The sequence below is a fragment of the Chryseobacterium limigenitum genome (genome assembly GCF_900114875.1).
Lineage (GTDB): Bacteria > Bacteroidota > Bacteroidia > Flavobacteriales > Weeksellaceae > Chryseobacterium > Chryseobacterium limigenitum.
The window spans coordinates 104059-127939 of the sequence record NZ_FPKW01000004.1 but is presented as its reverse complement, the minus strand read 5'-3'; the positions used below and the strand labels follow the sequence as shown (position 1 = coordinate 127939).

Annotated in this window: 23 protein-coding genes; 12 read left to right on the top strand and 11 right to left on the bottom strand. The window is 34.1% G+C overall.

Annotated elements, in window-relative coordinates; all coding sequences use genetic code 11:
• Positions 1-401 precede the first annotated feature (401 nt).
• From hmpA to BT156_RS07165, 4 genes are all read right to left on the bottom strand, one after another.
• Positions 402-1610: an NO-inducible flavohemoprotein gene (gene hmpA, locus BT156_RS07180; protein WP_072408627.1), complete on the bottom strand. Its 1209-nt coding sequence runs from the start codon at positions 1608-1610 to the stop codon at positions 402-404.
• 54 nt (positions 1611-1664) lie between these two features.
• On the bottom strand, positions 1665-2102 hold the full coding sequence (locus tag BT156_RS07175; protein ID WP_072408625.1) for an RrF2 family transcriptional regulator: 438 nt from the start codon (positions 2100-2102) through the stop codon (positions 1665-1667).
• A gap of 38 nt (positions 2103-2140) precedes the next feature.
• Positions 2141-2464, bottom strand: a complete 324-nt coding sequence (locus tag BT156_RS07170) for a cupin domain-containing protein (RefSeq protein ID WP_317047193.1) — start codon at positions 2462-2464, stop codon at positions 2141-2143.
• 155 nt (positions 2465-2619) lie between these two features.
• Positions 2620-2988 carry a group III truncated hemoglobin gene (locus BT156_RS07165; RefSeq protein WP_072408623.1) on the bottom strand — a complete coding sequence of 123 codons (369 nt, stop codon included), beginning with the start codon at positions 2986-2988 and terminating at the stop codon, positions 2620-2622.
• Between the two features lie 284 nt (positions 2989-3272).
• On the opposite strand from BT156_RS07165, the gene BT156_RS07160 reads away from it, so the two are divergent.
• Positions 3273-3656, top strand: coding sequence for a hypothetical protein (locus tag BT156_RS07160; RefSeq protein ID WP_072408622.1), 384 nt, complete (start codon positions 3273-3275; stop codon positions 3654-3656).
• Positions 3657-3658: 2 nt separating this feature from the next.
• On the top strand, positions 3659-4309 hold the full coding sequence (locus BT156_RS07155) for a sigma-70 family RNA polymerase sigma factor (protein WP_072408620.1): 651 nt from the start codon (positions 3659-3661) through the stop codon (positions 4307-4309).
• Positions 4310-4845: 536 nt separating this feature from the next.
• Here the strand turns inward: BT156_RS07155 and BT156_RS07150 are convergent.
• Complete coding sequence (locus BT156_RS07150) at positions 4846-5592, bottom strand: AraC family transcriptional regulator (protein WP_228418938.1); 747 nt, start codon at positions 5590-5592, stop codon at positions 4846-4848.
• A 190-nt stretch (positions 5593-5782) separates the two neighbouring features.
• On the opposite strand from BT156_RS07150, the gene BT156_RS07145 reads away from it, so the two are divergent.
• From BT156_RS07145 to BT156_RS07120, 6 genes are all read left to right on the top strand, one after another.
• Complete coding sequence (locus BT156_RS07145) at positions 5783-7102, top strand: TolC family protein (RefSeq protein ID WP_072408610.1); 1320 nt, start codon at positions 5783-5785, stop codon at positions 7100-7102.
• 4 nt (positions 7103-7106) lie between these two features.
• Positions 7107-8171, top strand: a complete 1065-nt coding sequence (locus BT156_RS07140; RefSeq protein WP_072408609.1) for an HlyD family secretion protein — start codon at positions 7107-7109, stop codon at positions 8169-8171.
• Entirely contained in the window at positions 8164-9753 is a 1590-nt protein-coding gene (locus tag BT156_RS07135; RefSeq protein ID WP_072408901.1) for an MFS transporter, read from the top strand. The genes BT156_RS07140 and BT156_RS07135 overlap by 8 nt, the downstream gene beginning before the upstream one ends.
• A 25-nt stretch (positions 9754-9778) precedes the next feature.
• Complete coding sequence (locus tag BT156_RS07130) at positions 9779-10207, top strand: hypothetical protein (protein WP_072408608.1); 429 nt, start codon at positions 9779-9781, stop codon at positions 10205-10207.
• A gap of 15 nt (positions 10208-10222) precedes the next feature.
• Entirely contained in the window at positions 10223-10591 is a 369-nt protein-coding gene (locus BT156_RS07125) for a hypothetical protein (RefSeq protein ID WP_072408607.1), read from the top strand.
• Between the two features lie 74 nt (positions 10592-10665).
• The gene (locus BT156_RS07120; RefSeq protein WP_072408606.1) at positions 10666-12453 is read left to right on the top strand and encodes a M43 family zinc metalloprotease; all 1788 of its coding nucleotides are present in this window, start codon (positions 10666-10668) and stop codon (positions 12451-12453) included.
• Between the two features lie 210 nt (positions 12454-12663).
• Here BT156_RS07120 and BT156_RS07115 read toward each other — a convergent pair whose 3' ends face one another.
• The 6 genes from BT156_RS07115 to BT156_RS07090 all read right to left on the bottom strand — a co-directional run bounded on the left by BT156_RS07115 (position 12664) and on the right by BT156_RS07090 (position 16833).
• Complete coding sequence (locus BT156_RS07115) at positions 12664-13260, bottom strand: Crp/Fnr family transcriptional regulator (protein ID WP_083582310.1); 597 nt, start codon at positions 13258-13260, stop codon at positions 12664-12666.
• A 451-nt stretch (positions 13261-13711) separates the two neighbouring features.
• Positions 13712-13972, bottom strand: coding sequence for a hypothetical protein (locus BT156_RS07110; protein WP_072408605.1), 261 nt, complete (start codon positions 13970-13972; stop codon positions 13712-13714).
• 65 nt (positions 13973-14037) lie between these two features.
• Entirely contained in the window at positions 14038-14265 is a 228-nt protein-coding gene (locus BT156_RS07105) for a hypothetical protein (RefSeq protein ID WP_139255433.1), read from the bottom strand.
• A 154-nt stretch (positions 14266-14419) separates the two neighbouring features.
• On the bottom strand, positions 14420-15205 hold the full coding sequence (locus BT156_RS07100; RefSeq protein WP_072408601.1) for a hypothetical protein: 786 nt from the start codon (positions 15203-15205) through the stop codon (positions 14420-14422).
• A gap of 26 nt (positions 15206-15231) precedes the next feature.
• Entirely contained in the window at positions 15232-15771 is a 540-nt protein-coding gene (locus BT156_RS07095) for a hypothetical protein (protein WP_072408599.1), read from the bottom strand.
• Between the two features lie 294 nt (positions 15772-16065).
• A complete protein-coding gene (locus tag BT156_RS07090) occupies positions 16066-16833 on the bottom strand; it encodes a hypothetical protein (RefSeq protein WP_072408597.1) in 768 nt (255 codons plus the stop codon).
• Between the two features lie 767 nt (positions 16834-17600).
• On the opposite strand from BT156_RS07090, the gene BT156_RS07085 reads away from it, so the two are divergent.
• From BT156_RS07085 to BT156_RS07070, 4 genes are read left to right on the top strand one after another with little or no spacing between them, the layout of a single operon-like run.
• Positions 17601-18989 (top strand): hypothetical protein, encoded by a 1389-nt coding sequence (locus BT156_RS07085; RefSeq protein WP_072408595.1) that lies wholly within the window; start codon positions 17601-17603, stop codon positions 18987-18989.
• On the top strand, positions 18959-19654 hold the full coding sequence (locus BT156_RS07080) for a condensin complex protein MksE (RefSeq protein ID WP_072408588.1): 696 nt from the start codon (positions 18959-18961) through the stop codon (positions 19652-19654). The genes BT156_RS07085 and BT156_RS07080 overlap by 31 nt, the downstream gene beginning before the upstream one ends.
• Positions 19651-22833: a hypothetical protein gene (locus BT156_RS07075; RefSeq protein ID WP_072408586.1), complete on the top strand. Its 3183-nt coding sequence runs from the start codon at positions 19651-19653 to the stop codon at positions 22831-22833. Before BT156_RS07080 ends, BT156_RS07075 begins: the two co-directional genes overlap by 4 nt.
• A complete protein-coding gene (locus BT156_RS07070) occupies positions 22802-23734 on the top strand; it encodes a hypothetical protein (RefSeq protein ID WP_072408583.1) in 933 nt (310 codons plus the stop codon). The genes BT156_RS07075 and BT156_RS07070 overlap by 32 nt, the downstream gene beginning before the upstream one ends.
• Positions 23735-23881: the final 147 nt, after the last annotated feature.

Sequence of the window (23881 nt, the reverse complement as noted above, 5' to 3'; positions counted from 1 at the left end):
GATCAGTATACTAAACTTCATCAGCAGATGACTTATTAAATGGTTATTTTTAATAGATTATACTAACAGTTTTACGATACTCAAAACTTTAAAGATATGAATTGTTCCTAGTTACTATTATTGATTACATATGGTATTGAACTAAGCAAGCCTCATTCAGTTTCTTTTTAAATGATTAAGCATACATACTGAATTAACATAAAGGGTACGATCAATATATACTTTGAATCAGCAACATAAATTTAATAGTTGGTAGTAATTAAATAAAGCTCATACTATACTAATAGCTTTAAAGTTGCAAGGATATGTTGTATTACAACGTTATGTTAAATAAAAGAGTACCAATGACGTGAATATTATCACCATATTGGTACTCTTTGATCCTTAAACGATTTAGTATTCTAGTTTAGATGCAACGAAGCCGGACCGAATTCTTCGAAATAAATTGCCGATTTCTGAACCCCATTCTCTACAAGAAAATTATAATGTTTTTTAATGAATAAAGTCGGACCACAGATATAATATTCTGCTTTATGATCAAGTACTTTTTCTTTTAATACTTCCAGGTCTACCCAGCCTTTATATTTGTTTTTCTGTAGTTCATTCAATTGTTCATAGAAGACGTGTTGGTTGATATTCGAATAGAAATTCGATAATTCAGTAATCTTGTCTTTGAATGCATGCACTGCTTCATTTCTACAACCATGTATCCAGGTAATAGATACTTTATTTTCATCCGCCTCGTTGGTTAGATTTTCTATCATCGACAAAAGCGGCGTCTGTCCAACACCCCCGCTTATGAATACTTTATGTGCTAAGGTCGATTCATTCAATATAAAGGTACCTGCCGGCGCAGAAAGTTCAACAATACTTCCTTCTGTAATGTGGTTATGGAGACGATTGCTAATCATACCGTCCGGATGCTTGCTACCCACTTCTTTTTTGACAGATATTCGATAATATTCGCTATTGGACTTACACGAAATACTATATTGGCGCGGTTGTAATAACTGAAGCTCTGGTAGGAATAAACGTAAACTAATGTACTGACCGGGTAAATGACTTTCTACTGATCCCCCATCAGCAGGATAAAGATAAAAGGATGTTATTTCAGTTGATTCCACAACTTTTTGTTTAACTACAAAAGGCCTCCAGCCGCTCCAACCACCTTTTTGTTCGGTATGCTTTTTATATAATTCTTTTTCCCGGCCACTCATCAAAGAGGCCAATTGGTTATAGGCTACTGTCCAGGCGTCTAATAATTCCACGCTCGCAGCTATGCCGAGTACTTCTTTAATTGATGCTATTAGATGCCGCCCTACAATGTCATAATGTTCCGGACGAATATCAAGGCTGGTATGCTTCTGACCGATACCATCCACCATCGGCAACAGCACAGATGGGTCTTCAATGTGCTCTGCGTACATTAAAACTGCCATGGCAAGGGCTGTTTGTTGCTTGCTGTTCTGCTGATTTCCCATGTTGAATATATTTTTCAATTCCGGGTTGTACTGAAACATACGAGCGTAGAAATGTGAAGTTAATAAAACACCATGCTCTTTCAATACAGGTACGGTATCTTTTACTAATTGTTTTTGTTCGCTTGTCATAAATAGAAATTTAGTTATTAAAGACAAAAATGTCTTTTATTATGATAAAAAAAATTATTTGTTTAAAGTCAATGTACCGTCCAGTAATTGTTTATTGAAAGCACCAATAGTACTTTTATGTAACATATAAGTTATCTGATTACGAATTTTTTTAAATTCATTATGCAATGGACAAGGGTTGCTTTCTGAGCAGTAACTAAGTCCCATTCCGCAGCCTGTAAATATTTCATCACCTTCTAAAGTTATTACAATATCTGCTATAGGCCGGTTCAGCCCGTTTGCATCAAGGTAGAATCCTCCGTTCGGGCCTTTGACAGATAATATGATACCTGCACGACTAAGTCTCTGAAGTATTTTACCAAGAAAATATTCAGGAGAATTAATGTTTTCCGCAATTTCTTTAATTCCTACACGCTTTCCCTCCTGAGATTGGCTGGCAATATAAAGAACAGCTCTTATGGCATATTCGCAGGTTTTAGAAAAAAATCCCATATAAATTATTGTTTTTGCTCTTGCAAGTATGTCTTCTATTAATGTTGGCTTGTGACCGATTTATTCATTGATAACAGTACTATACTATCTTTTGTTGCTTTTAGATCATGCAGCATATTCGCTTCCAAAGCTATTATCATGCCTTTATCCAAGGTAAATCGCTCGGAATCTACCCCGAAGTCAATACTACCATCAATAACAGTGACCACAATCGGATACGCTGCTTTATGCGCAATCATTTCCTGACTTTTTTTAAAAACAATCCTTATTTCCTTGGCATGTAAAGTATTGATAAGTACACTGATTGAGGGATCGTTCTCACCGTATTGAATGTCTGTTAAAATTGAAGCTATCTTAATCATAGATTTATTATTATTAATGAAATTAAAGTGGTCTTAATTATTGTTTTGTCTCTCATTAGTTTCAGCGACAACAATTTTAAGATGATACATACCAGTTTTCAAAACTTCACGTTAAAACTTTTGCACTGTAATGCCCTTCATAAATGTGACGAGCTTCATTTTTGATTGTTGGATTGAATTTTTATCAGAAAAAGTCTAGCCATTTTTTCGGCTCTCCATTTAGCTTCTTCAGCGATCCTGCCTTCAAAATGTTTATCTATTGTTGCAGACCAGATATTTAGCCAACGCTCAAAATGCCTTCCATTAAGTGGCATTTGTGCGTGCGGAGGGAATGGACTTCCATTATACGTATGTTCACCAAGTAAAACTGTTTGCCAGAAAGTGTACATTTTTTCCAAATGTTTTGTCCAGTCTTTTATCGCACCAACAAAAATACCACCAATCAATAGATCTCGTTGAACTTCACTATAAAAAGAATCCACCAAAAGTTTAATGTCATCAAAGTTTTTAATGCTGCTTTTCATTAAATAAATTTTTAACCCACATTCATGATGCGGAATGTTATGCAAATATAGAGAAAATAAATAAAAGACAAAAACATCTTTATATATTTTAAGAAGTTGGCTCAAACTAATCGATTTAGATCTCACGCCTGCTAACACTCTTCTATGACGAATTTTACACAGGAAAACAAAAGGATGATTGACATAAACTTGTATATTTTTATAACGATCATTTTTTTTAACTGATTGTAACCTTTCTACCTGTCATTTACTCTAATAAAGTATAAAGTAATTAAGATAAAAACATGGAAAATACTTTCAAAAGTAAAGCGCTTAAACAAGCATTCAATCTGTTAAGGTACACCTTTGTAGTTGTTCCTATAGTTGCGGGAGCAGACAAATTCACTAACTTGCTTACAGATTGGCAACAGTATGTCAACCCTTCAATTGGGAACGTTTTGCCCATTTCTGCTTCGGTTTTCATGATGATTGTAGGTGTAATAGAAATTTTGGCTGGCATTATTGTTCTCAAAAAAGCAGAAATAGGTGGCTATATCGTGGCAGGCTGGTTAACAGTGATAGCAATTACATTATTATTAAGTCTTAACTTCATTGATGTGGCAGTACGTGACTTAGTAATGGCAATTGCAGCTCTTTCAATGGCTAAAATAGCAAAAATTCTAAGCTAAACATGGATCAGTTCGGTCAATTAACAGAAGTTGAAATTATCAACCGTATTTTAAAAGGAGAAAAACCTCTTTATGAAATTATCGTAAAACGTTTTAATTCCTATTTATACAAAATTGGAAGGTCATATAATTACAACCATGAAGATACACAGGATTTAATGCAGGATACTTATATTGATGCTTACAAAAATCTGGGCCAATTCGAAAAACGCGCTGGTTTTAAGACCTGGATAATCAGAATAATGTTAAATAACTGCTATCGTAAAAAACAGAAATTCAGCTATAAAAATGAATTTGCGAATGAGATTATTAATGAAAATGAAACGCCTATGTTCAGCAATTCAATGACCGACATACAAAAAGAAATTCACAGCCGTGAGTTGGGGTACATCATTGAGAATTCTCTGGCTCAAATACCTGAAGATTATCGAATTGTATTTTCTTTAAGAGAAATAAACGGATTGAATGTCTCTGAAACATCTGCACTTCTCAACATCAGTGAAACAAATGTCAAAGTCCGTCTAAACAGAGCTAAGACCATGCTGAGGATTGCAGTTGAAAAATCTTACACAGCGGAGGAGCTCTTTGACTTCAATCTGTCTTATTGTAACCCTTTTAGCAAAAAAGTGATGCTTGAGATTAATCGGCTATAATTAAAGTTATATACTGAACATACTGCAATCCACAATGCTGCTTCGGCAGCATTATACTAGAATTTATAACTAACATAGGAATTGAAAACATTGTCGTCAATCAGTTGCATTATAGTCCTAAAGAGCAATTAAATAAAACCTATGTTAAGAATGTCACGCATTAAACCAATTGTCATGTAGTGAAAAAACAATAATTGCACGAGCCACTGAAAGAGTTTTTAATCTTTTCCGGACCTTAGCTCATTGAAGAGCAGATTTTAAAGCATTAAAATAATAATGATTTAAAGATGACATTGGGAATCAGGTTTCAGTCGAAAGTGAATGTTCTATAAACATCAAAAAGAATTTCAAAGTCAATTGACAAACAATGCAGCCAAATTTCAAGAGTATAATACAAGTTTACTGGTTCTTAAAGATCCTACCGAAAGCCGTTATGTAACTTTAAATAGCGCTAAAAGCCCGGGCAGCTTACTATACTCCAAACCCTAAGGATAATAATAATTTTATATGAGTTTGAGTTTGCTTCCAAGTGACTATTATTTAGGCGTTTTAACATTGACCTTTCTCAAATCGGTGGGTCTGGATCTTGTAAACTCACGAAAAGTATCACTGAACGAACTAATTGAACTGTACCCCACCTCATCTGCAATTTCGTTAATGGATTTGTTTGTATTCAGAAGCAGCTCGATAGCTTTAATAATCCTTAGCGTTTTCAGATATTGAAGAAAAGAAATATCCATATCGGTCTTAAAAAGGCGTGAGAGTGAACGTTCACTCAACCCGAACTTTTTACTTATACTAGTAAGGCTATGTTTTTCTTCTATAGTATTTTCAAGATAATTAACAATTCTCAACATTTGCTTGTTCTGGGTAACAGGAAGGATGATAGGTAAAGGTTGTTTATGGGTTCCCGGGAGAATCTTTTTTAACGCTATTAAAAACTCGAAATTTTCGTCCATAGAAGTTACGTGCCTTTCGTCCCAAATTTCGGTATATTTAATCATTTGTATCAGGAGCTCAGAGGCGGGATAAATACCTAGCCGACTGAAAAAAGCATCGGAAAAATCATCGTGAGCGTAAAAGTATAGCGATCGTAGCACTGTGGCCGAGTGACCAATCTGAAGGATATGTTCTAAACCTTGAGGAATCCAAAAAAAATGTCTTGCAGGGACAACATAAGTACGATTGTCAATAGTTATATACGCAATTCCTCCCTCCACGTAACTTAGCTGCCCCTTCGTGTGTTTATGAAAAGGGATGAGTTTTTCTGATGCTTCATGCATTACAAATACACTATTATCATATTTATCAATGTCTGGAAGAGCTGCAATAAGTCCCATATAAGAATTCTATAATTTAGAATTATGCAAATATAATAATTTGGCCGGAATTATGTAATACTTGACTATTTTAGATAAAATAAATCTCTTAAGACCTGATAAATTTGCAAGCATAATAATTCGAAAAATTCAGATGAAAATCTATTTAATCGGACTACTAATATTTGGTGGTAGTCCTGTCCTGTTGGCCAACGCAAGTCTCAAAAGTGATACTCTTAGACTAACTTTAAAAGATGCATGGCAAAAAGCTGAAGAGAATAGCCGCCATATAAGAATAAAAAATATGGAAGAAGAAATTGCTAATGCTGAACTAAAGGATGCAAAAATGGAACGCCTTCCGGAAATTGAAGTAAAGGGATCTGCTGAAAAGGCTTCTAATATACCCATCTATGAAAACGGCCTTTTTTCTAAGCCATCACAACATGAGATAATCCACACACTTTATAAAGTTGGTGCAGATTTCTACTTGAACATTTATAACGGAAACAAGCTGAACCTTAAAATTAAAGAAAATGCAACACTACAGAAGATAAGAGAAATTCAAAAGAAGAAGGCAATTTCTGATATTCATTATAAAACAGCTGCATTGTACCTTGATCTTCAAAAAATCTTTATTTTCAGAGATTTAATTAAGAATGATATTGGTGATCAAAAAGCGCAACTAAAAGAAATAAAATCACTTTATAAAAACGGTGTTGTTTTGAAAAGTGATTTGCTGAGAATCGAACTTGAACTTTCCCGTCGTGAAATGGCCCTAATTACTATAGAAAATGATATTCTCATAGCCACTCAAAAACTCAATATTATTTTGGGAGTTCCCGACGAGCAGATTATAATCCCCGAATTTCCATTTAGTGAATGGGATGAAAAGGCTACCTATGATGAATATCTGAACAGCGCCTTGGAACATTCTTTTGACTATCATGTTTCAGAACAGCACACAGAGCTTAGCATGCTAAAGCTTAAGCAAGTAAAAGCAAATGTTACTCCCAAGATCGGTTTATACGGAGAATTTTATTATGCCAATCCGCAGATTTTCCTTTTCCCCTATAATCCATACTGGTATTCTTTGGGAGTTGTTGGTATAAAAGCGTCGTTTTCTTTGTCATCCCTTTATCACAACCCTCAAAAAGTAAAAGCTGCAAAAATTGAATTTGAGAAAGAAGAAGAAACTCATAAAGATACTGAAGATAAAGTAAGACAGCAGGTAAAGGAAGCTTACCTTAGATATCAGGAAGCATTGGAACAAATTAAGGTGGCAGAAGTAAATGTTATACAAGCCAAAGAGAATGCAAGGATTATTAAAAATACGTACTTCAGCCAAACATCGCTGATTACAGATCTACTGGACGCAGACATTCAGTTATTACAAACAAAATTTGAGCTGGAATCGGCTAAGATCCTTGCACAAAACAATTATTACTTATTACAAAATATCATAGGGATTTTATAAAAATATGAAAAAGAAATATACTCCTACAGACAAATTAATTACCAAAATTACCGGATGGGTTTCAGGTCTCATTGTTGCTGCACTTGCAATTTGGGGAATCTTTACCCTTTTAAATTTTTACAAATACGAACAGACCAATGATGCTCAGGTTCAGGAATATGTAAATCCCGTTATTTCGAGGGCTGGTGGATTTATCGTTGATGTAAAGTTCGAGGAAAATCAGGAAGTGAAAAAAGGAGACACTCTCTTAATTATTGACAACAGAGAATATGTATTGCAGCAAGAACAAACACAGGCTGCCCTTCAAAGGGCTCGTGCTCAAATAAAAGTATTAGAAAGTACTACTCGTACGATGGAAAAGGAGGCTGCTTCAGCACAAGCTAAAGTAGAAGCTAACAAGGCCAAAGTATGGAAGCAAGAACTTGATTATAAGAGATATCAGAGTCTTTACAATGAAGAGTCAGCTACAAAACAACGACTCGAAGATGTAAAAGCAGGATTGGATGTAAACAACAGTGAATATCAAGCTTCCCAGGATACTTACGCAGCGTCTAAATCAAAAATAAACGATATTCAAGCTGAGAAAACCGTTGTACATGCGGAAATAACAAAACTCGAGGCACTTTTAAACCGTCATAAACTGGATGTCTCTTATACCGTTATTGTGTCGCCCTACGACGGACGAATGGGACGGAGAACAGTTGAAGTAGGACAGATGATTGATGCTGGTGAAACATTAGCTTTTATTGTAAACAACGAAACAGACAAATGGGTAGTTGCTAATTATAAAGAAACCCAGATTAAAGATATGCGCATCGGTGACCATGTTAAAATTGTAGCAGACTCTTATCCTGACAGGGAGTTTAGGGGAACTATTATTTCTCTTTCTCCTGCTACAGGCTCCAGTTTTTCGTTATTACCTCCTGATAACTCTACAGGAAATTATGTGAAGATTGTTCAACGTATTCCAGTAAGGATCAAGATAGATGGGAAAAGAAAAGATATTGATGTGTTGAAAGTAGGCATGAACGTCAATGTATATGCAGGCAAAAAACGTTCTAATGGTTAGAAAGATTCCTTTTTTTAAAAAATGGATTCCGGAATGGCTTGTAAAAATTATTCTTTTTATGATGACACTGCCAGGAATTACTATATTTTTTCTTCCTTTGGCAAATATAAATGCAGCAGCTGGATATTACGGTTGTGAACCCGCGGATATTCAGTTTTCTGTTGCATTGTTTTATGCCGGATATGTTGGATTTTACAGTCTTGAAAGAAGGTTTTTTAGCTTTCTTGCGGCAAAAGAATATTTTCTATTGTTTATGACACTTCAAATTATGGCATGCCTCATCTGTTATTATACGAATGAGATTCATATTCTTTTTCCAGTACGTTTTATTCAAGGAATGTTGTTTGCGTGTAATGTAAATTTATCTCTAAGTTTAATATTTACCAGATTGAGCAGTGAAAGAGGTCGTGAGATTAGCTTCTCAGTATTCTTTGGAATTCTAATATGTGCATTGCCATTTAATAATTTGATTACGGCGGATCTTATTGACTCTTATAATTTTAACAATATCTATAAAGGTGCAGTGTTTTTATATTTTCCAGGATTTATTTTTCTGGCAATAACCATGAGACATTACCGTATCAATTCGAGATTTCCACTTTATAAATTAGATTGGGAAAGCTTTGCGATTTTCAGTACCTTACTTATACTAATCGGATATATTACAGTTTTTGGACAAGAATATTACTGGTTAGAAGATAACCGTATTTTAGGAAGTACAATTGCAATCGGAGCATTACTGGTACTGTTAGTATTCCGTCAAACGTTTAAAAAAAGACCATATATAAACTTGAGTGTTTTCAGATATAGAAACTTTACTGTAGGTCTTGTCATTCTTTTTATAATGTATATCTGTCGTTTTGCCTCAGGAATTACAAATAGTTACTTTATTTCTGTTCTTCATTTTGATCCGTTTTATCTTTCTTACATCAATATCTTTAATCTTTTAGGACTTATTACTGGAATTATTGTCGCCTGTTGTCTGGTTTTGCAGAAAAAAAATATCAGAAGTATTTGGGTGCCCGGTTTCTTTACCTTGTTGATGTTTCATGCAGTAATGTATTTTTCATTTGATGTACAGGCTGACGAATTTAACTATTTTATTCCCTTGTTTATCCAAGGGTTAGGAATTGGTCTCATTATGGTCCCGACCATCATTTACATTATCTCTTCGGTGCCACTGCAAATTGGCCCGTCTGCAGCCGCCACAGCATTGGCTATTCGTTATTTAGGATTTTGCGCAAGTATTGCATTGATCAATTACTATGAATTATATCAAAAGAGTAGGCATTACAACGCTTTTCAGGATCGTTTAAGCGCCATAGATCCGTCAATAAAAGACTTCCTGCATCGACAAACCATGAAGCTTGGTGGAAAAGGAATGCTTGAAGATCATGCCGTAAAGGGAGCTGAAAAATTGCTAAGAGAGAGAGTGAATTTACAGAGTCAACTAAGATTTGCAATGGATTATTATGAAATGATGGTATGGATGCTTTCAATAACATTGTTGCTGATTCTTCTTTTTCCTTATCTCAATCGTACAGTGCTTTACCTGAAATCGAAACGTTTATCACCAGCATAAACATATCAATTTTTAAATTAATTTTATGAAAACAAATAGTACAAAAAAGATCATTTCATTTTTCCTTGTATCAGCTTTATTTTTTCTTTTTTCATGCCAGAATGACGACCGGACTTTTCAATTGAATACAGTAAAGTTAGAACAATTTGAAAAAGAAAAATCCCTTCCGGAACAAAAACTTTTTATCAAAGTTTTCAAAGAGGAAAGTAAAATCAGTATTGCAGAGACTGAACTTTATCCCAGTGATTTACCGCTTCCTGCAACTCTGAAAATGTATCCATCACCTGAAATGAACTTGTACGGTACTTCTTATCATTTGGAATTGTGGGGCAATATAACTGGATACATTGATAGGTGTTCTGTTCATATGGATGATTATAAAATCATTTTTCCCATAGATATGGAGGTTAAAGGTGAACATCTCGAAATTTCAATGCAGGGCAGCTGGAAATAACTCTAAAATTTTAAAATGGAAGAAATTATATTATTGCATGACGTAATTTCAGAATTGCTGAACGAAGGATATGCTCTGGATTTCGACATCATGAAATCTATGCTTTCAGGATCGACTGACACAAAAAAAATTACTAATCTCAACACATCTGAATTTGCTATTGATAAGATATACATTTGCTACGAAACCGAATATGACTCTGAAATAATCTATGTATTTGCTGTATCAAACACTAAACACAATATAAAAGGAATAGCCACTTCGATTAGCACCGTTGAGAATGACATTAATTTCTCCGAAATGATGGAGAAAATTAAAACAGGCTTAAAAGAAATTTCTGCATTTTGTTTTGGAAAAAAAAGCAAAAAAATTCTTGGTAACTGAATACATCAATGTACGATTGTAAAAGTTACAAAATTCACTTTGACTGAAATTATGTATTTTCGTAATAAACTACCATGAAAAAACTGATCCTCACCGCTAGCCTGTTTACTCAATTTTGCGTTGCTCAACAATCGGATGTAAAATATATCAACAGTTGTGCAACAAGTGTGCGTATGGAAAATATATACGTGCAATATCCTTACCTTAAAGCTGAAGCCAAAGCTTTTAATCTTAAACTTTCAGATCTCACCAAAAGCGGAAAAATAAGTACTTCCAAAAATCAGATTTATGAGATCCCTGTAGTAGTTCATATTATCAGTGATGGGAGCAATTTAGGGAGCCCCGGCAACAGAACCGATCAGCAGGTGATCGAATGGATTAACTATACAAATGAAGTTTTTGCCGGAACCGCTCCCGGGATTCTGGGAGAAGCTGATGGCGGTACGGTAATTCCCGTAAGGCTTGTTCTCGCAAAGATCGCTCCGAATTGTACTCCTACTAATGGTGTTACTCGCACTAACCTCTCGTCGAACAACCAATACCTTCAGTATGGAGTCAACAGTGCCACAGGATATAATGGCGTTCATGAATCGACGATAACGCAATTATCAAGATGGGATCCTACAAAATATTATAATATTTATATCGTAAATAAACTGGCTACAGGTACATTCCTTGCAAGCGGATATGCCAGTTTTGCAGGAACGATACCAATGTTTGATGACAGTTTTTTAATAGGGAACGTATGCTCTACCGGCCAGGCTACCATGGCCCATGAATTTGGGCATGCATTAGGACTGTGGCATACCCAAGAAGGCTCAAATGGAAGCGCCTGCCCTCCCAATGCTGATTGTACGCTAGACGGAGATATGGTTTGCGACACCGATCCTATGTCCGATTTATTAGGGAGCCTGTGTGCAACCGGAACTGTTAACAGCTGCACCGGAAATATATTTAACGGCGTAGAACAGAATATTATGGCATATACAGGTTGTAACCGAAACAGATTTACTGTTGGCCAAAAGAACAGGGCTATTGCTCAACTTCTGCAATATAGAAGTAACCTGCTCAATTCTCCTGTACTGCTTACCCAACCTTTGCAAAATAATTTCAATTTAACCCCGACCTGTATACCCACATATATGTCCGGAAGCGCCGGAGATCATCATTCGGGAATAGCCATGGTCAAATTTGGAGATATTAACAATTATACTGAAACTTACAATTTGTCAAATGCGCAGTTTTATGCTGATTATTCCACTAATTATTGTCTTGGAACGGCATTCACAAGTATCCCTTTAAATGCTCCTACCGAGCTCTCAGTAACGGTAGGCTACAATTATCATCACATTGTTAAAGCCTATATCGATTATAACAACAATGGGATTTTTGAAGAAAATACAGAAATGGTTTTCAGTCAGACCAATATTCCGGGCTCTACTACAGTTACAGCGATTGTAACCCCACCTTTAGGAGCCCTTTTAAATACGGCATTACGAATGAGGGTGATCGGAGATTATGATTTGCCCGGGATGACTTATTCTGCTTGTTCAGCTCCTGTTTTCGGACAGGTGGAGGACTATGCAGTCACCATAGTTTCTAACCTTTCAACACAGAATGATTCTGTGAGTTCTGTCCAAATATATACTGATTCTGATAAAAATATTGTTATCAAAAGCCCGCAAGAGAAAATTACTTCTGTGATATTGTATAACTATTCCGGTAGAATACTCAAAAAATATGACAATATCAATAAGAAGGAATTTATCGTTACCACCTCCTATATCAATCAAAATTCTTTAATAATAGCCGTGGAAAACTCACAAGGGGATACAGTAAGTAAAAAGTTACGCATTGATTAATTTTCATATAATCATAACTTTTTAGCTGTAAATCAAAAAACAGTATTAATACTTTAGGTATGCGTCGATTAGATCGTAATTGCATAAAAATTGCTTTGTATCTCTGCTCCAGATATATCACGATTTGCAAATTTATGAATTATCAAACTCAGTTCTTAATGTAAAAAAATAATAAGAATTGCTAGACTTATGATTATACAATATATAAACTTAACAAAAGATTCGTTTGCTCCTAATTTTTATTTTATTGTTTTTTTCAAGCTTTTTAACTGTACGGATTACCGTTTCAACTCTTAGACCTGTAAGATTCGCTAGCTGCTGCCTAGTCAGTGGGACTTCATAGGAATAAGGTCGGTGAAAGTCTGAAGTCTTTTTAAGATGGTTTAAGATGTATTCTACTTTATACATTGGATCTTGGGAAATAAGGGTAAACATCAAATAATACTTGTCGGATAGCTTATCCGCTACCTGCTTGAACAATCTTAAAGATATTTCCGGGTTTTCATTCAATATTTTTGTAAATGTAGTTTTTGAAATCTTAATGATCTCGCATCTACTCTTTGCAACTGCATTAACAGTGTATGGCAGCTCGCCGATAAGGAAAGATTCCCCTATGCTTTCTCCGTCTGACAATATTTGCTGGGTAAATTCTCTTCCGTCTTCATCATAGTTATTAAGATGTACGATTCCGGTACGTATCTGAAAATAGTATTTTGAAAAACTGCCTTCTGTGAAAATTTCGTCATTAAGCTCATACTTTTCAAAAATAGCTCCATATATTACTAAAAGTTCTTCTTGGATCAGCATAATTTTGTGATTTTATAAGAATTAAACCGTTTAAATTGAATATCAAACAACAAACCATAAAACATTTTTTTTACAACTATTCCAAAATTCACCTATATATGTGGTATATTTTTTAACAGAGTATTACAATATATTTTCACACTTATAAATAAGTTCGTAATGAGATTATTTTTTACTAAAGCAAAAGTAATTATCTACTAATGGTTATAAAACACTAGATCAGAACAAATGATTAACCTTGATACTTCAAAAGAGGAATATTTGGAGAAAGAAAAGTACAGGAAAAATTGATGAAATTCATGTGATGCAAAGTTTGAAGTTATAGATGATTTGGAAACGATCACCATCAAAATGAAAAAGCCGGTTGATATCAAGGTGACTTTTTAAGCTGTTCCAAAGTAATCAGGTTTTGAAGAATTTTAATATTTTAACCAGCTATTTGGTTTTTGCACTAAACATTGTTCAGCAATTGACCGTACATTCTGATGGTAGAACTCTGATCATCGGAAACATCCTGAATGAAAATCTTTGAGAACCCAGAACTGCTGTATTCACGCAGCCATTCAAGATGGTCCTGCGGGTCCGAAGAAATACGGATGACCTCCTTTACCTGTTCTATGGTAATGTTTTCTGCCGCGGTGTCAAAATCAGAAGGGGTTCTGATCTCCGACTGAAGCTTTCCTCCCAGAACTGCATGCCTCCTGTTATACATATTCAGCTTTTTCCTGATCCTTATGATAGGACGTAATGGCCTGCAAATACAAGGGTTTCTAATCATCACCGCCTTGCCGATACCGTTATAGAAAAATTTAGACTGAATCCTATATTTAAATCCGTTGCATAAGATTTCTTTGGATAAGTTTCAAGCCCCGCTTGATTAAAATCTGCCTTTATACCCTCTGGAAAATTATGTTTTCGGCAAAAAAGGCGATAGCTTAAATCTTCAAAAGCCTGAGTATAATTTTCATTTTTAACTTTAAAAGAATTCCAGTCTATTTTGTACATCAGTTTCATTTTTCACTAAAATATAAAATCATGATCCACACGAATAACTTTTCAAGCTTTTGTTTTTACCTTGTACAGTTTATTTGGTAATTATTTTTTTAACATCATTTTTACATGAATCTAATAAATGGGGACTTAAACTTTTGAATCTTTATTATTGTTCTGAATCACCTAAATTTTCTATCATTCCATTGTATTTTAATATCATTGTTTCAGGTAAAAAATGATCAAAGAGTATTTTTGTGAAGAAACCATGCCCTACAAAAATTTCATTACCATCAATTTCTATCTTAAGACCCTTATTATCAAAAGAAAATATTTCTCGACGATCGTGCGGATAATCTTTAAGATATTTTTGTAGTTCTTTAGGCGTTGACCAAGATGCCTTAACACCTAAATCATTAGAAAATTTAATAAAATTATTGTAATCAATACCAATATAAACTTTTATCCTACCCAGAACAATGTCCATGATAATATCTTCTGGCAAAGGTTTTAGGAAAATGGGTTCACAGATTAGTATACCCCTGCTCGCCATTAAATCTACAAATGGAAAAGGATCACAGAGTTGCTTCATACTAAACTGACCATATGCTCTCCATTCATTTTTATACATGCCTATATTTACAATCGCTCCTACACTATCATAAGCCCAATCTTTTGTTTCAAGCTGTCTGGAAAGATTTATTAAATCTCCGTGGTAGGTTTCTAGTGGAAAATCATTCTCAACGATGAAAATAGTGGTGTCCTTATATTTCGGATCCGGCCCTTTATGATCCTGTAAAATTTTTGCTGCACGCTCTGTTTTACCTTTCTGTACAACCATTCTTTTGATCTGCTTCATGAACTTAGCATCGAACTCCTCAGATAGTTTTTTTTCATCGAAATCATCATCTGTTAGTTTTCTTTCAGCAATGATATCAAGCGCTTTAAAGTTCATCTGACCAGACTTAATTTCTGAAACCTTTATGCCTTCTTATCTGTAATAAGACAGTCTCCTAACTGAATATTGTTTGTAATATCACTTATCAGACAAAATGCATCTGGATCAGCGTTGACCTGATCTGAAAAGTCAATTACATATTCAAATGATTTGTCCAATAGGTCTTTGACACCCTCTTCGCCCGTATACAGTCTACGATATAAATAATGTTCCCCATTAACCATCTGCCAAGCTACAGAATCGGCTAGGTTTTTGAAAATGCTTTCCTGATAATCTATAGTCTTAACTTTTATTAAAATTTCCTCAACTAACTCTTTATTTCGTTTCTGTCTAGCAATCTTGAGTTCCTGTTGTGTTTCCTTAGATCTCCCTTGCAGCTGCTGCAGCTCTAAAAGTATTTTCTTCTGACCAACTTTAAATCCTTCTAAAACGCTCCTGTGAAAGTCATGGATTTCATGTTCATCTTTTTCTGCCGAAAAATCAGATTCTCGATATCTGCTAATATCTTTGAATATGTCCCTGGCACTGACTTCAAAGGCTTCGTTTTCTTGTGCTATTTTCATTTATATATTTATTGGTTATTGCATTAAAGAAAGCATTTTTTTTCATTTTGTCAAAAGAAAAAAAATTACAAAATATTTAGTTTTAAGATATGAAAATCAAATGGTTGACTATTAAACTAAATTTCTTATTAATTTCAATTGAAAAAGAACTTGATCAGGATAATTCTTACTATTGAATAATTTTAGGTATTGTTCTGACCAATTATTGATGAATATTGACAAATGATGGTCCCCGATAATTTTAAAAAATAGGTTATAAAGAATCGGGTGAAATTTCCTTTTGATTAATAGTCTTCATTCCGTTTTAAAACTGGTCATTTCCTCCGTTGAAATTGAGTAGACATAGATTCTTTTTTCTTGCTCATTCTTAATAAAATAATAATTGGAACTTTTATAAATAAGATATCTAAACTTATCACCTTCTGTCAATATCGGATAATCAGCATGTTGTTTCAGAACAATATTCAAAGTAGGTTTATTGGTTAGATTAAATTGAGCATCTATATTTGCCCTTTTCTCTGCATACATAAAAACCAATAATATTGCTACGCCGAATCCTATATTTTTATGAACAAACAGATAAAGATAACTTGCTAAAGCAGCAAATCCTAAAAAAATAACAATAGATACCAGCGTAAATTGATAGGCTTGAAGCAGTACATAGAAGCCTGTCAGCGCAATTGAAATGACACAAATAACTAAAAAATTAGGAAACCCTTTCTTTTGCACAGCTGATTGTGAGCCTGTAATTTGAGTATCAGTAGTACCGTCGTTGTATTTCACTTTTACTATGTAAGGGAGCAACATGGTAAGTAACAAAGACAGAATAACCCCAACATATATGACAGGCATCAGATTCTGGTATAATACCGCCAAAGAATCTTCGAACTCAAAATATAAATAGTACTCAATTTTATAGTTGTTAAAATATTCCCAGATGTAAAATAGGCCCAAAGCTGGCAAGATCAATACCAATTCTGCAATTTTAACCAGCGATTTATCTTCTGTGGGTTGATAAGAGGCATTTAAACCTTCTACCCAGTTCCTGATTTTTTCCTTCATAATTCTAGATTCGTTTTTAATAATATCAGTATAATAATTAGTTAATTAACAGCATACAGTACAACCTACCCAACTTAATTAACGCAGCCACCAACATTCACATCAGTAAGGTATCCCACCAATAATTACCCCGATCTTTATGGCTGTCGCTGGAATCAGAGCAAAAACCCAGATCGAAATTAACAAAAATGATTCGACATCTTTTCTATAAACAGTATATGCCAAGAATAGCCAAATAATGAAAATTGAAGACAAATTTTTATATTTTTAATAATTAGAGTTTAATTACATAGAATTTAATCTATAGAATTATTTAATAAAAAAAGAACCTTGTAATTCTTGTTTAATTCGGCTCAGACGAATTAAATCATCGACAAAAGCGTTTGAAGATACGCTCGTCTTGGTTACAGACAGGATTATAAAATTTCTGAAATTTGAGAAATTCTTTCCAAATCTTCGATTAAATGTTTCGATATTCCTTCGGTTATGGGTACAAGACCGGAAAGAGATGTTAATTCACCTTCTCACTGTTCTTTTTATCAAATATATTTTTTAAGGTCTATATTTAATTGAACCCTTACTAATACATATCTTTTTGCTGTAAGTTGTAAAATAATCCGAACTAAAAAAAATTACAATTATAAAGCAAATTACATCAATTCGATATTTATTGTCGTATAATAAGTGAATTGTTATCAATTATCATTATTTTAACACCAGTTAACGAACTGCCAGTAACCATTTTTAAACTCAATTCTAACAAATAGATGTTAAAACGGATTCTTACTATTCAGATAGCCGAATCATATAATCAACTTATTCCCTCAATTGAAGAAGGTTTGTTGATAATCTCTCTGTATGATAAAATTAAAACTGGCGATATTGATGTAAATTTTTCTAATAAAGATATACAGCGAACAATTGAAGAAAACACACAATATCTACCTTCATATACAAACACACCTAATAAAGAAAGGCTTTTAAAAAATCTATTGACCTACTTTATTGAAAGACCTGTTGAACAAAAAAATTTATATACGCTTACAGAGTATTCGAGAAAGTTTGTCCTATTACTGCAACATAAATTAGATAGCCCATACCGCCAGTTCCCCTTAAGAGAGAGTTTCAAAAGATATACTAATTTTTCTGCAGCAGATATAAAGCAGATTAATCAATTTGAAAGCTGGTTCAATCAAGGCTTTCAGGCGACAACAAGAGAAAATATTTTTGACCACCTTGAAGAATTGAAAAATCAGGTTACGGAAGCGATAGTAAGACTTAACAAATTACTGTATGCAAATGATGTTGATCCGATAGCTGTCGTTTCAGAATTCTCAGCAGTATTTTCAGATCTTGCAGAAAAAGCTGATGAAATCAGAGACACCCTTAGATTAGGGAATAACCTACAATATGAAATAGATCTTGTGGTTTCCCACTTTTATGAGAAAACACAGGAATATGGAACTCCGGTAACTGACATTGAGAAAGCTGATTTTAACGAACTGCATTATGCATTTTCACGAGCTTCTGATATAAAGGAAGAGATTTTGTCTTTTTTTGAAATCATCGACAATAAGCTCGGTCAATTAAGAGAACGAATTCAGTATGCGAGTACAAAGTTGAATGAACTTCAGGATTATTTACGGTATCAGAGTCAGTTTAGACAGAATTTACGGAGACTATTTGAGTATATTATGGAAAATAGTCAAGTGCAAAAATCTGAACTAAGTTTCCCTGAGCATTTCACAAAAAAATATATTGTACAGGAAAAATTCAGGCTAAGTGTAATGCCTGACCTAGATAACAAATCATCACAAAGTAATTTAGTTATCCACATTCCAGAGGATAAAGCATATCATCGGTCTGAAATCATATTAATTGAAGCCGAATTGACGCGACAGCAACGAACAGCCGTTCTGGTTGCTCAACTTAAAAATACATTAGACAACAACGAGGTTGTAGATATAAACAAAGAATTTTACAAAATATTAGAGCAAGAAAATGATGAAGAAACGGCTTTACAAGTTGTTTATGAGATTAGCCAATATGCTCACGACAGTAAGAAATTCCAATTACTTATTGATCGAAAAGTGAATAAACAATATTATAATAAACCAATCATCACATGGACAATGAATATAAAGAAAAAGAAATAAACCATGACTTTAACTTTTTGAATTACTCTGATGTCCAGGCTCATTTTGCTGACCTCAACATTTCGTTATTGCGTGGAAGACATATACAAACCGGTGAAAGCTATATTTTTACCTTGGTCAATAATTATGTTTCGGATTTTACATTTTACTATAGATCATTATATGGTCTGGAACTGAAGAGAGAAAAGACCGAAAATGTCGAGTACTATTATCTGGATTTTTCTGAAGAAGGAAAAGGTAAATTAAATTCAAGTGACCGACATAGAGAAATGACCTCATGGGATTCTCTTATTGCCTTTATGTTGTTAAACATGTATTACGACCGATTGTTCGATCGTACAAAAACAATCAACAGACCAGCTATAGAAAATGAAATTTTGAATAGTGATCTTTCTCTACACTATAAAAAAATATTTTTCAACAATTCTATTCGGGATAATTACAGTGATCCCGAGTGGAAAACGGCTATGGATAACTATAAAAGAGCACTACGTACGCTAGACCAACTCGGATGGGTCAAAATTTTGCCTGCAGAAGAGGGTGATGGTGATATTCTATTTATTATCAGAGAAAGCATCAATAGATTCGCTAACATTTATCAATATGAGATTCGTCATTTCGAAAATTTCGTTGAACAGATCATGCAAAAGAAAAACAAAAAATGAAAAATCCGTTAATTTACTCACTTTCGACTGTTGGGATTTTAAAACATTATAATCAGGATTACCTTATCCATCCACAACGTACCGACTTCACCGGATCAAATGGTGTTGGAAAATCTATAATTGCTGACCTGTTTCAATTGATATTCATCAATGAACGTCCGCTCTTCCAGTTTGGCACTGAGGGATATAAAAAAGAAGTCCGTCAAATTCATAAACTTGCTTACAAATGCAGGGATGCTTATGCATTTTTAACCATAGAAATTCAGCAAGGTAAATTCATATGTTTGGGGGTTTGTATACCAAACACAACAAGTAGACCTATAAGGCCATTCTTAATAACTTCAGACCCTGACAACAGTAAAGATTTTAAGGACAGAGCATTCCCTGCAGACAAAATCCCCTATTTTACTAGCTTTATCAATGAAAGAGGACAGATTTGTATTGTTGATGAGTTAAGTAAAAGATTCAGAGATAAGTATGATCTCTATTTTGAATCTTTTCCAACACGAGACAAAAAAGACGAACATTACGCCAACCTCTTCGACAAACACATTCTTCCTATAAACCTGAGCGTCCCCAGCAGCCTCAAGGCCTTTGCTAAAATTATCCAGTCATTCTCCAGAGCAAGAAGTGAGGGTGAAAAATCAGATGCATTAAAAGAATTTCTTTTTGACGGTAATGTGAAAGAACTCGAAGAATCTTTTGATACGCACAAGAATGAAATTGAAAAACTGTTAAATGACTTTGAAGAACTTCAAAAATTTATCACTGATCTTGAAAATAAGCAGGGAATTCTGGATGAACTTAAAATTCATGAAAATAGAAACAAGAACAGTCATAAAGAATATTTGTTTAAAAAAACAGGCTATTATCTTTCAATTTGGAGAAAAAACAAAATTGGTCTTGATAAAATCGAAAATGAATATTCCGGCTATTTAGATACCATTGATAGATTAGGAATTGAATTACCACGAATTAAATCGCTTGCGTCGAGCTATCAAAAAATGCACGAATGGAGTAAAGATAGAGTAACAATTATCCAAGAGGCGCAACAATTGTCAATACAAATCAAAGAATTAAAAGAACGTAGCGATCAATTCGAAATCAAAGATCCACCCATTATCAAAGAATCATTTACCGGGTTGTTTGTAATCGATGATTATACAGATGAGCAAATAATCAAGTACTGCAAAGATTTCCTACCTATCTACAGTGATTATGAAAGCCTTTCCGCAATTGAAACTCAATTAGAGGATCAAATGCGGAAAATTGACAGTAGAAAAGCTGAACTCTTAGCTCAGGCTGAGTACCTCCAGATGGTAAACATACTTTTTGCAGAATTAACTGAAAATTCGTTAATAGCAAATGTCCTGAAATCAAATATTGACATAAGTATTTCACAAGAGGCTGTATTATTTCATTTTATTGAAGCAAGATGGCAGAAGCCAGAATCTGCATCTGTTGATTTTTTCGCTGACGGTTTTGACTTTTTTGATGAGGAAAACATCATCAAAGATGAGAATCTTTCTGGGTATTGGTTACGCTTTAAAGATTTGAATATCTATATCAAACCTCTTGATCATGAACCGATCTTACAAGATGCTACAGTTCGCGATAACGCTATATCAGAGCTGATTAACAAAAATAAGCAGGCTCTCAAAAAGATTAGATCGGAACAGGAACAAATTCGAGGTTTTGAGCGTGGTGACACTTACGATATAGTATCAGCACCTCTCCTATCTGATCTGGATAATAGATTAAATAATCTTGCAGTTCTAAAAAACATAGAGCTAACCGTACAACTCACCTTACAGCTGGAACATAAAATCAAAACCCTTACAATTCAGCGGGAAATAGTAAATGGAGAGCTTGCTATACTTTTAGAGTCACAAAATATCAAGAAAGATGCAGATCTCGTCTCGTTAGAAAAAAAAGAAAATATCCTTACGCTGGCGCGAGAAAAAAAACATGATACATTTAAACAAAGATACACCAGAGACGATGCGACGCTAAATACATTAACAACAATAGCCATTCCAGGTGTGAAAAGAGATTTGGATGAAAAGCAACAGCAAGAACGTAAAGCCCATTTGGATTATGTTGCATTGAAGACTGACTTAAAAGGTGCATATGGGGACCAATTGGAGGCTGAGGCCGTAGAGTGTACTGAAACTCAAATGAGGGATGCACAAGAGCAGTCCAGTTCAGACCGCGCTAATTATCGCACTCTGTACCAAAACGCCTGTGAAAAATTTGATGAGACAAAGGATAGAAGGAATAATGAAATTACAACCGAAATAGATGAAGGTAACTTTAGGTTTGAACTATTGGAAAGAATATTACTTGGGAAAATTCATTTTAAAGATGATATTAGTGAGGAACTTAGAACCGCAAACAGATCCAGACATAATCTTATCGATTCAATTCATGAGACGATGCTAAAGATTTTCGCCCAGACGAAAAACAAATATGATATTTACGAAAGACAGATCAGAGATTTAAATCTTTTCTTTAAAGGTAGAAAAATTAGTAAGAAGTATTATTTCCAAGTCGAGTTTCATCCTAATAAGGAAATACCAATTTCCTGGATTACCCAGCTTCAGAGCCAATCTCAACAAGCATATAAACCCGGTGAGCTACCAATGGGAAGCTCTGTAGAAAGTTTTGTAGAGGATTTTTTCAGAAGAGCGGCTAACTATAAAAAGAAAGTTGGCTTTCGTGAACTTCTGGATCCCAGAACCTATTTTACCTTAGATGCTGGGCTTTCAGATGAAAAAGGTAATGAAATTTCAGGAAGCACTGGTGAAACATACACTGCAAAAGTTCTCTTGGGAATTGGAAGACTTTCGAAAGTTCAATCTCAAAATAGACCGGGATTAAGATTTATTATACTTGAAGAAACAGCGAATTTAGATAAGACCAATTTCAATAATTTCCCAGAAATTGCTGACGAATTTGGCTATCAAATCATAACAATGACCCCAAAGCCTTTTGGGGCAGATTCAGATCAAGGTTGGTATCTGCATCACCTATTGCCAGGTAAAGAGAACTCGGATATCAATTATCCTGTGCCCTCGAGCTATTTCAAGACAAACCTCACTAAACAAGACCTATTAATATATTTAAATAACCGAACGAAAAACAACGATGAATTGGACAGTTTTGAAGGCGTTAAATGAAGTCTACAACAAAGGATTTACAGCTAGGCGAGCAAGCTTTATTAATGACAGCGATATTCAATTTCTTTTAGAGCAGACTGGGGAATTGAAAGAAGGTATTGGCCGAATCAATGAAGGTATTGACTTCAAGAAATTATATGAAAAGAAGCATCTGCACAATTTTAATAAATATGTTGAATTTTTAAATAACAATGGACTTCTTACCCCTCAAATTCGATTTCAAGAATCAGATATCAAAATTTTAATGGAATTAAAGAATGGTATGGACTCGGGAGATTTGATTCCTGTTCGAGACAGTATAATAGAAGCAGAAGAAACCGTTCGAGGTGTCTCTCAGATGTTTTTCAAAAATGAAAAATATCTGGAGAAATCAGAAAGTTTACTCTCTGCGGTAAAAACAATACTCAATATCGATTCTCTAGCTAACGACAAAGACCAACAATACAAGTATGTATTACAATGTGACAATCCAACAAAAATTGTTTTATGTGAAAATTTAGATTTTCTTAAACGTCCTTCTAAACCGCGTAAACATCATATTGAATTATGGTACGCGGGAGGAAAAAATGTTGCAAAATTAAATTTTTCAGGAGAAATTAAATTTCCTATCTACTACTCTTGCGACTGGGATTATGATGGATTACAAATATTTCAAATGGTCAAAAAAATTATCCCGCAAATCCGTCTCCTATATCCAAACGGTATCAGAAAATCAATTGTTGAGACAGAACATAAAAGTTTTTGGAAAACGAATGAAAATCAAATTTCCGGATTAGAGATAATGAATTATAACGAATTAGAGATATCCTTAATCAAAGATCTTATTTCAAATGATTCATGGATCATGGAGGAAACCAATGATCTTGTAGAAATGGTCAAAGAAAAAGAAAAACAATTTTGATGCACAAAAGAATCCTTTTGTAGTAATATCTAAGATATGGTTTTATCTTAAAGTCCTTTGCTTAAATGTTTATCACAACAATTAAACGAAACGTAGGAAAGTAGTAATGACTACTAAATTTAAAACACAAAAATCTATTAAAGTAAA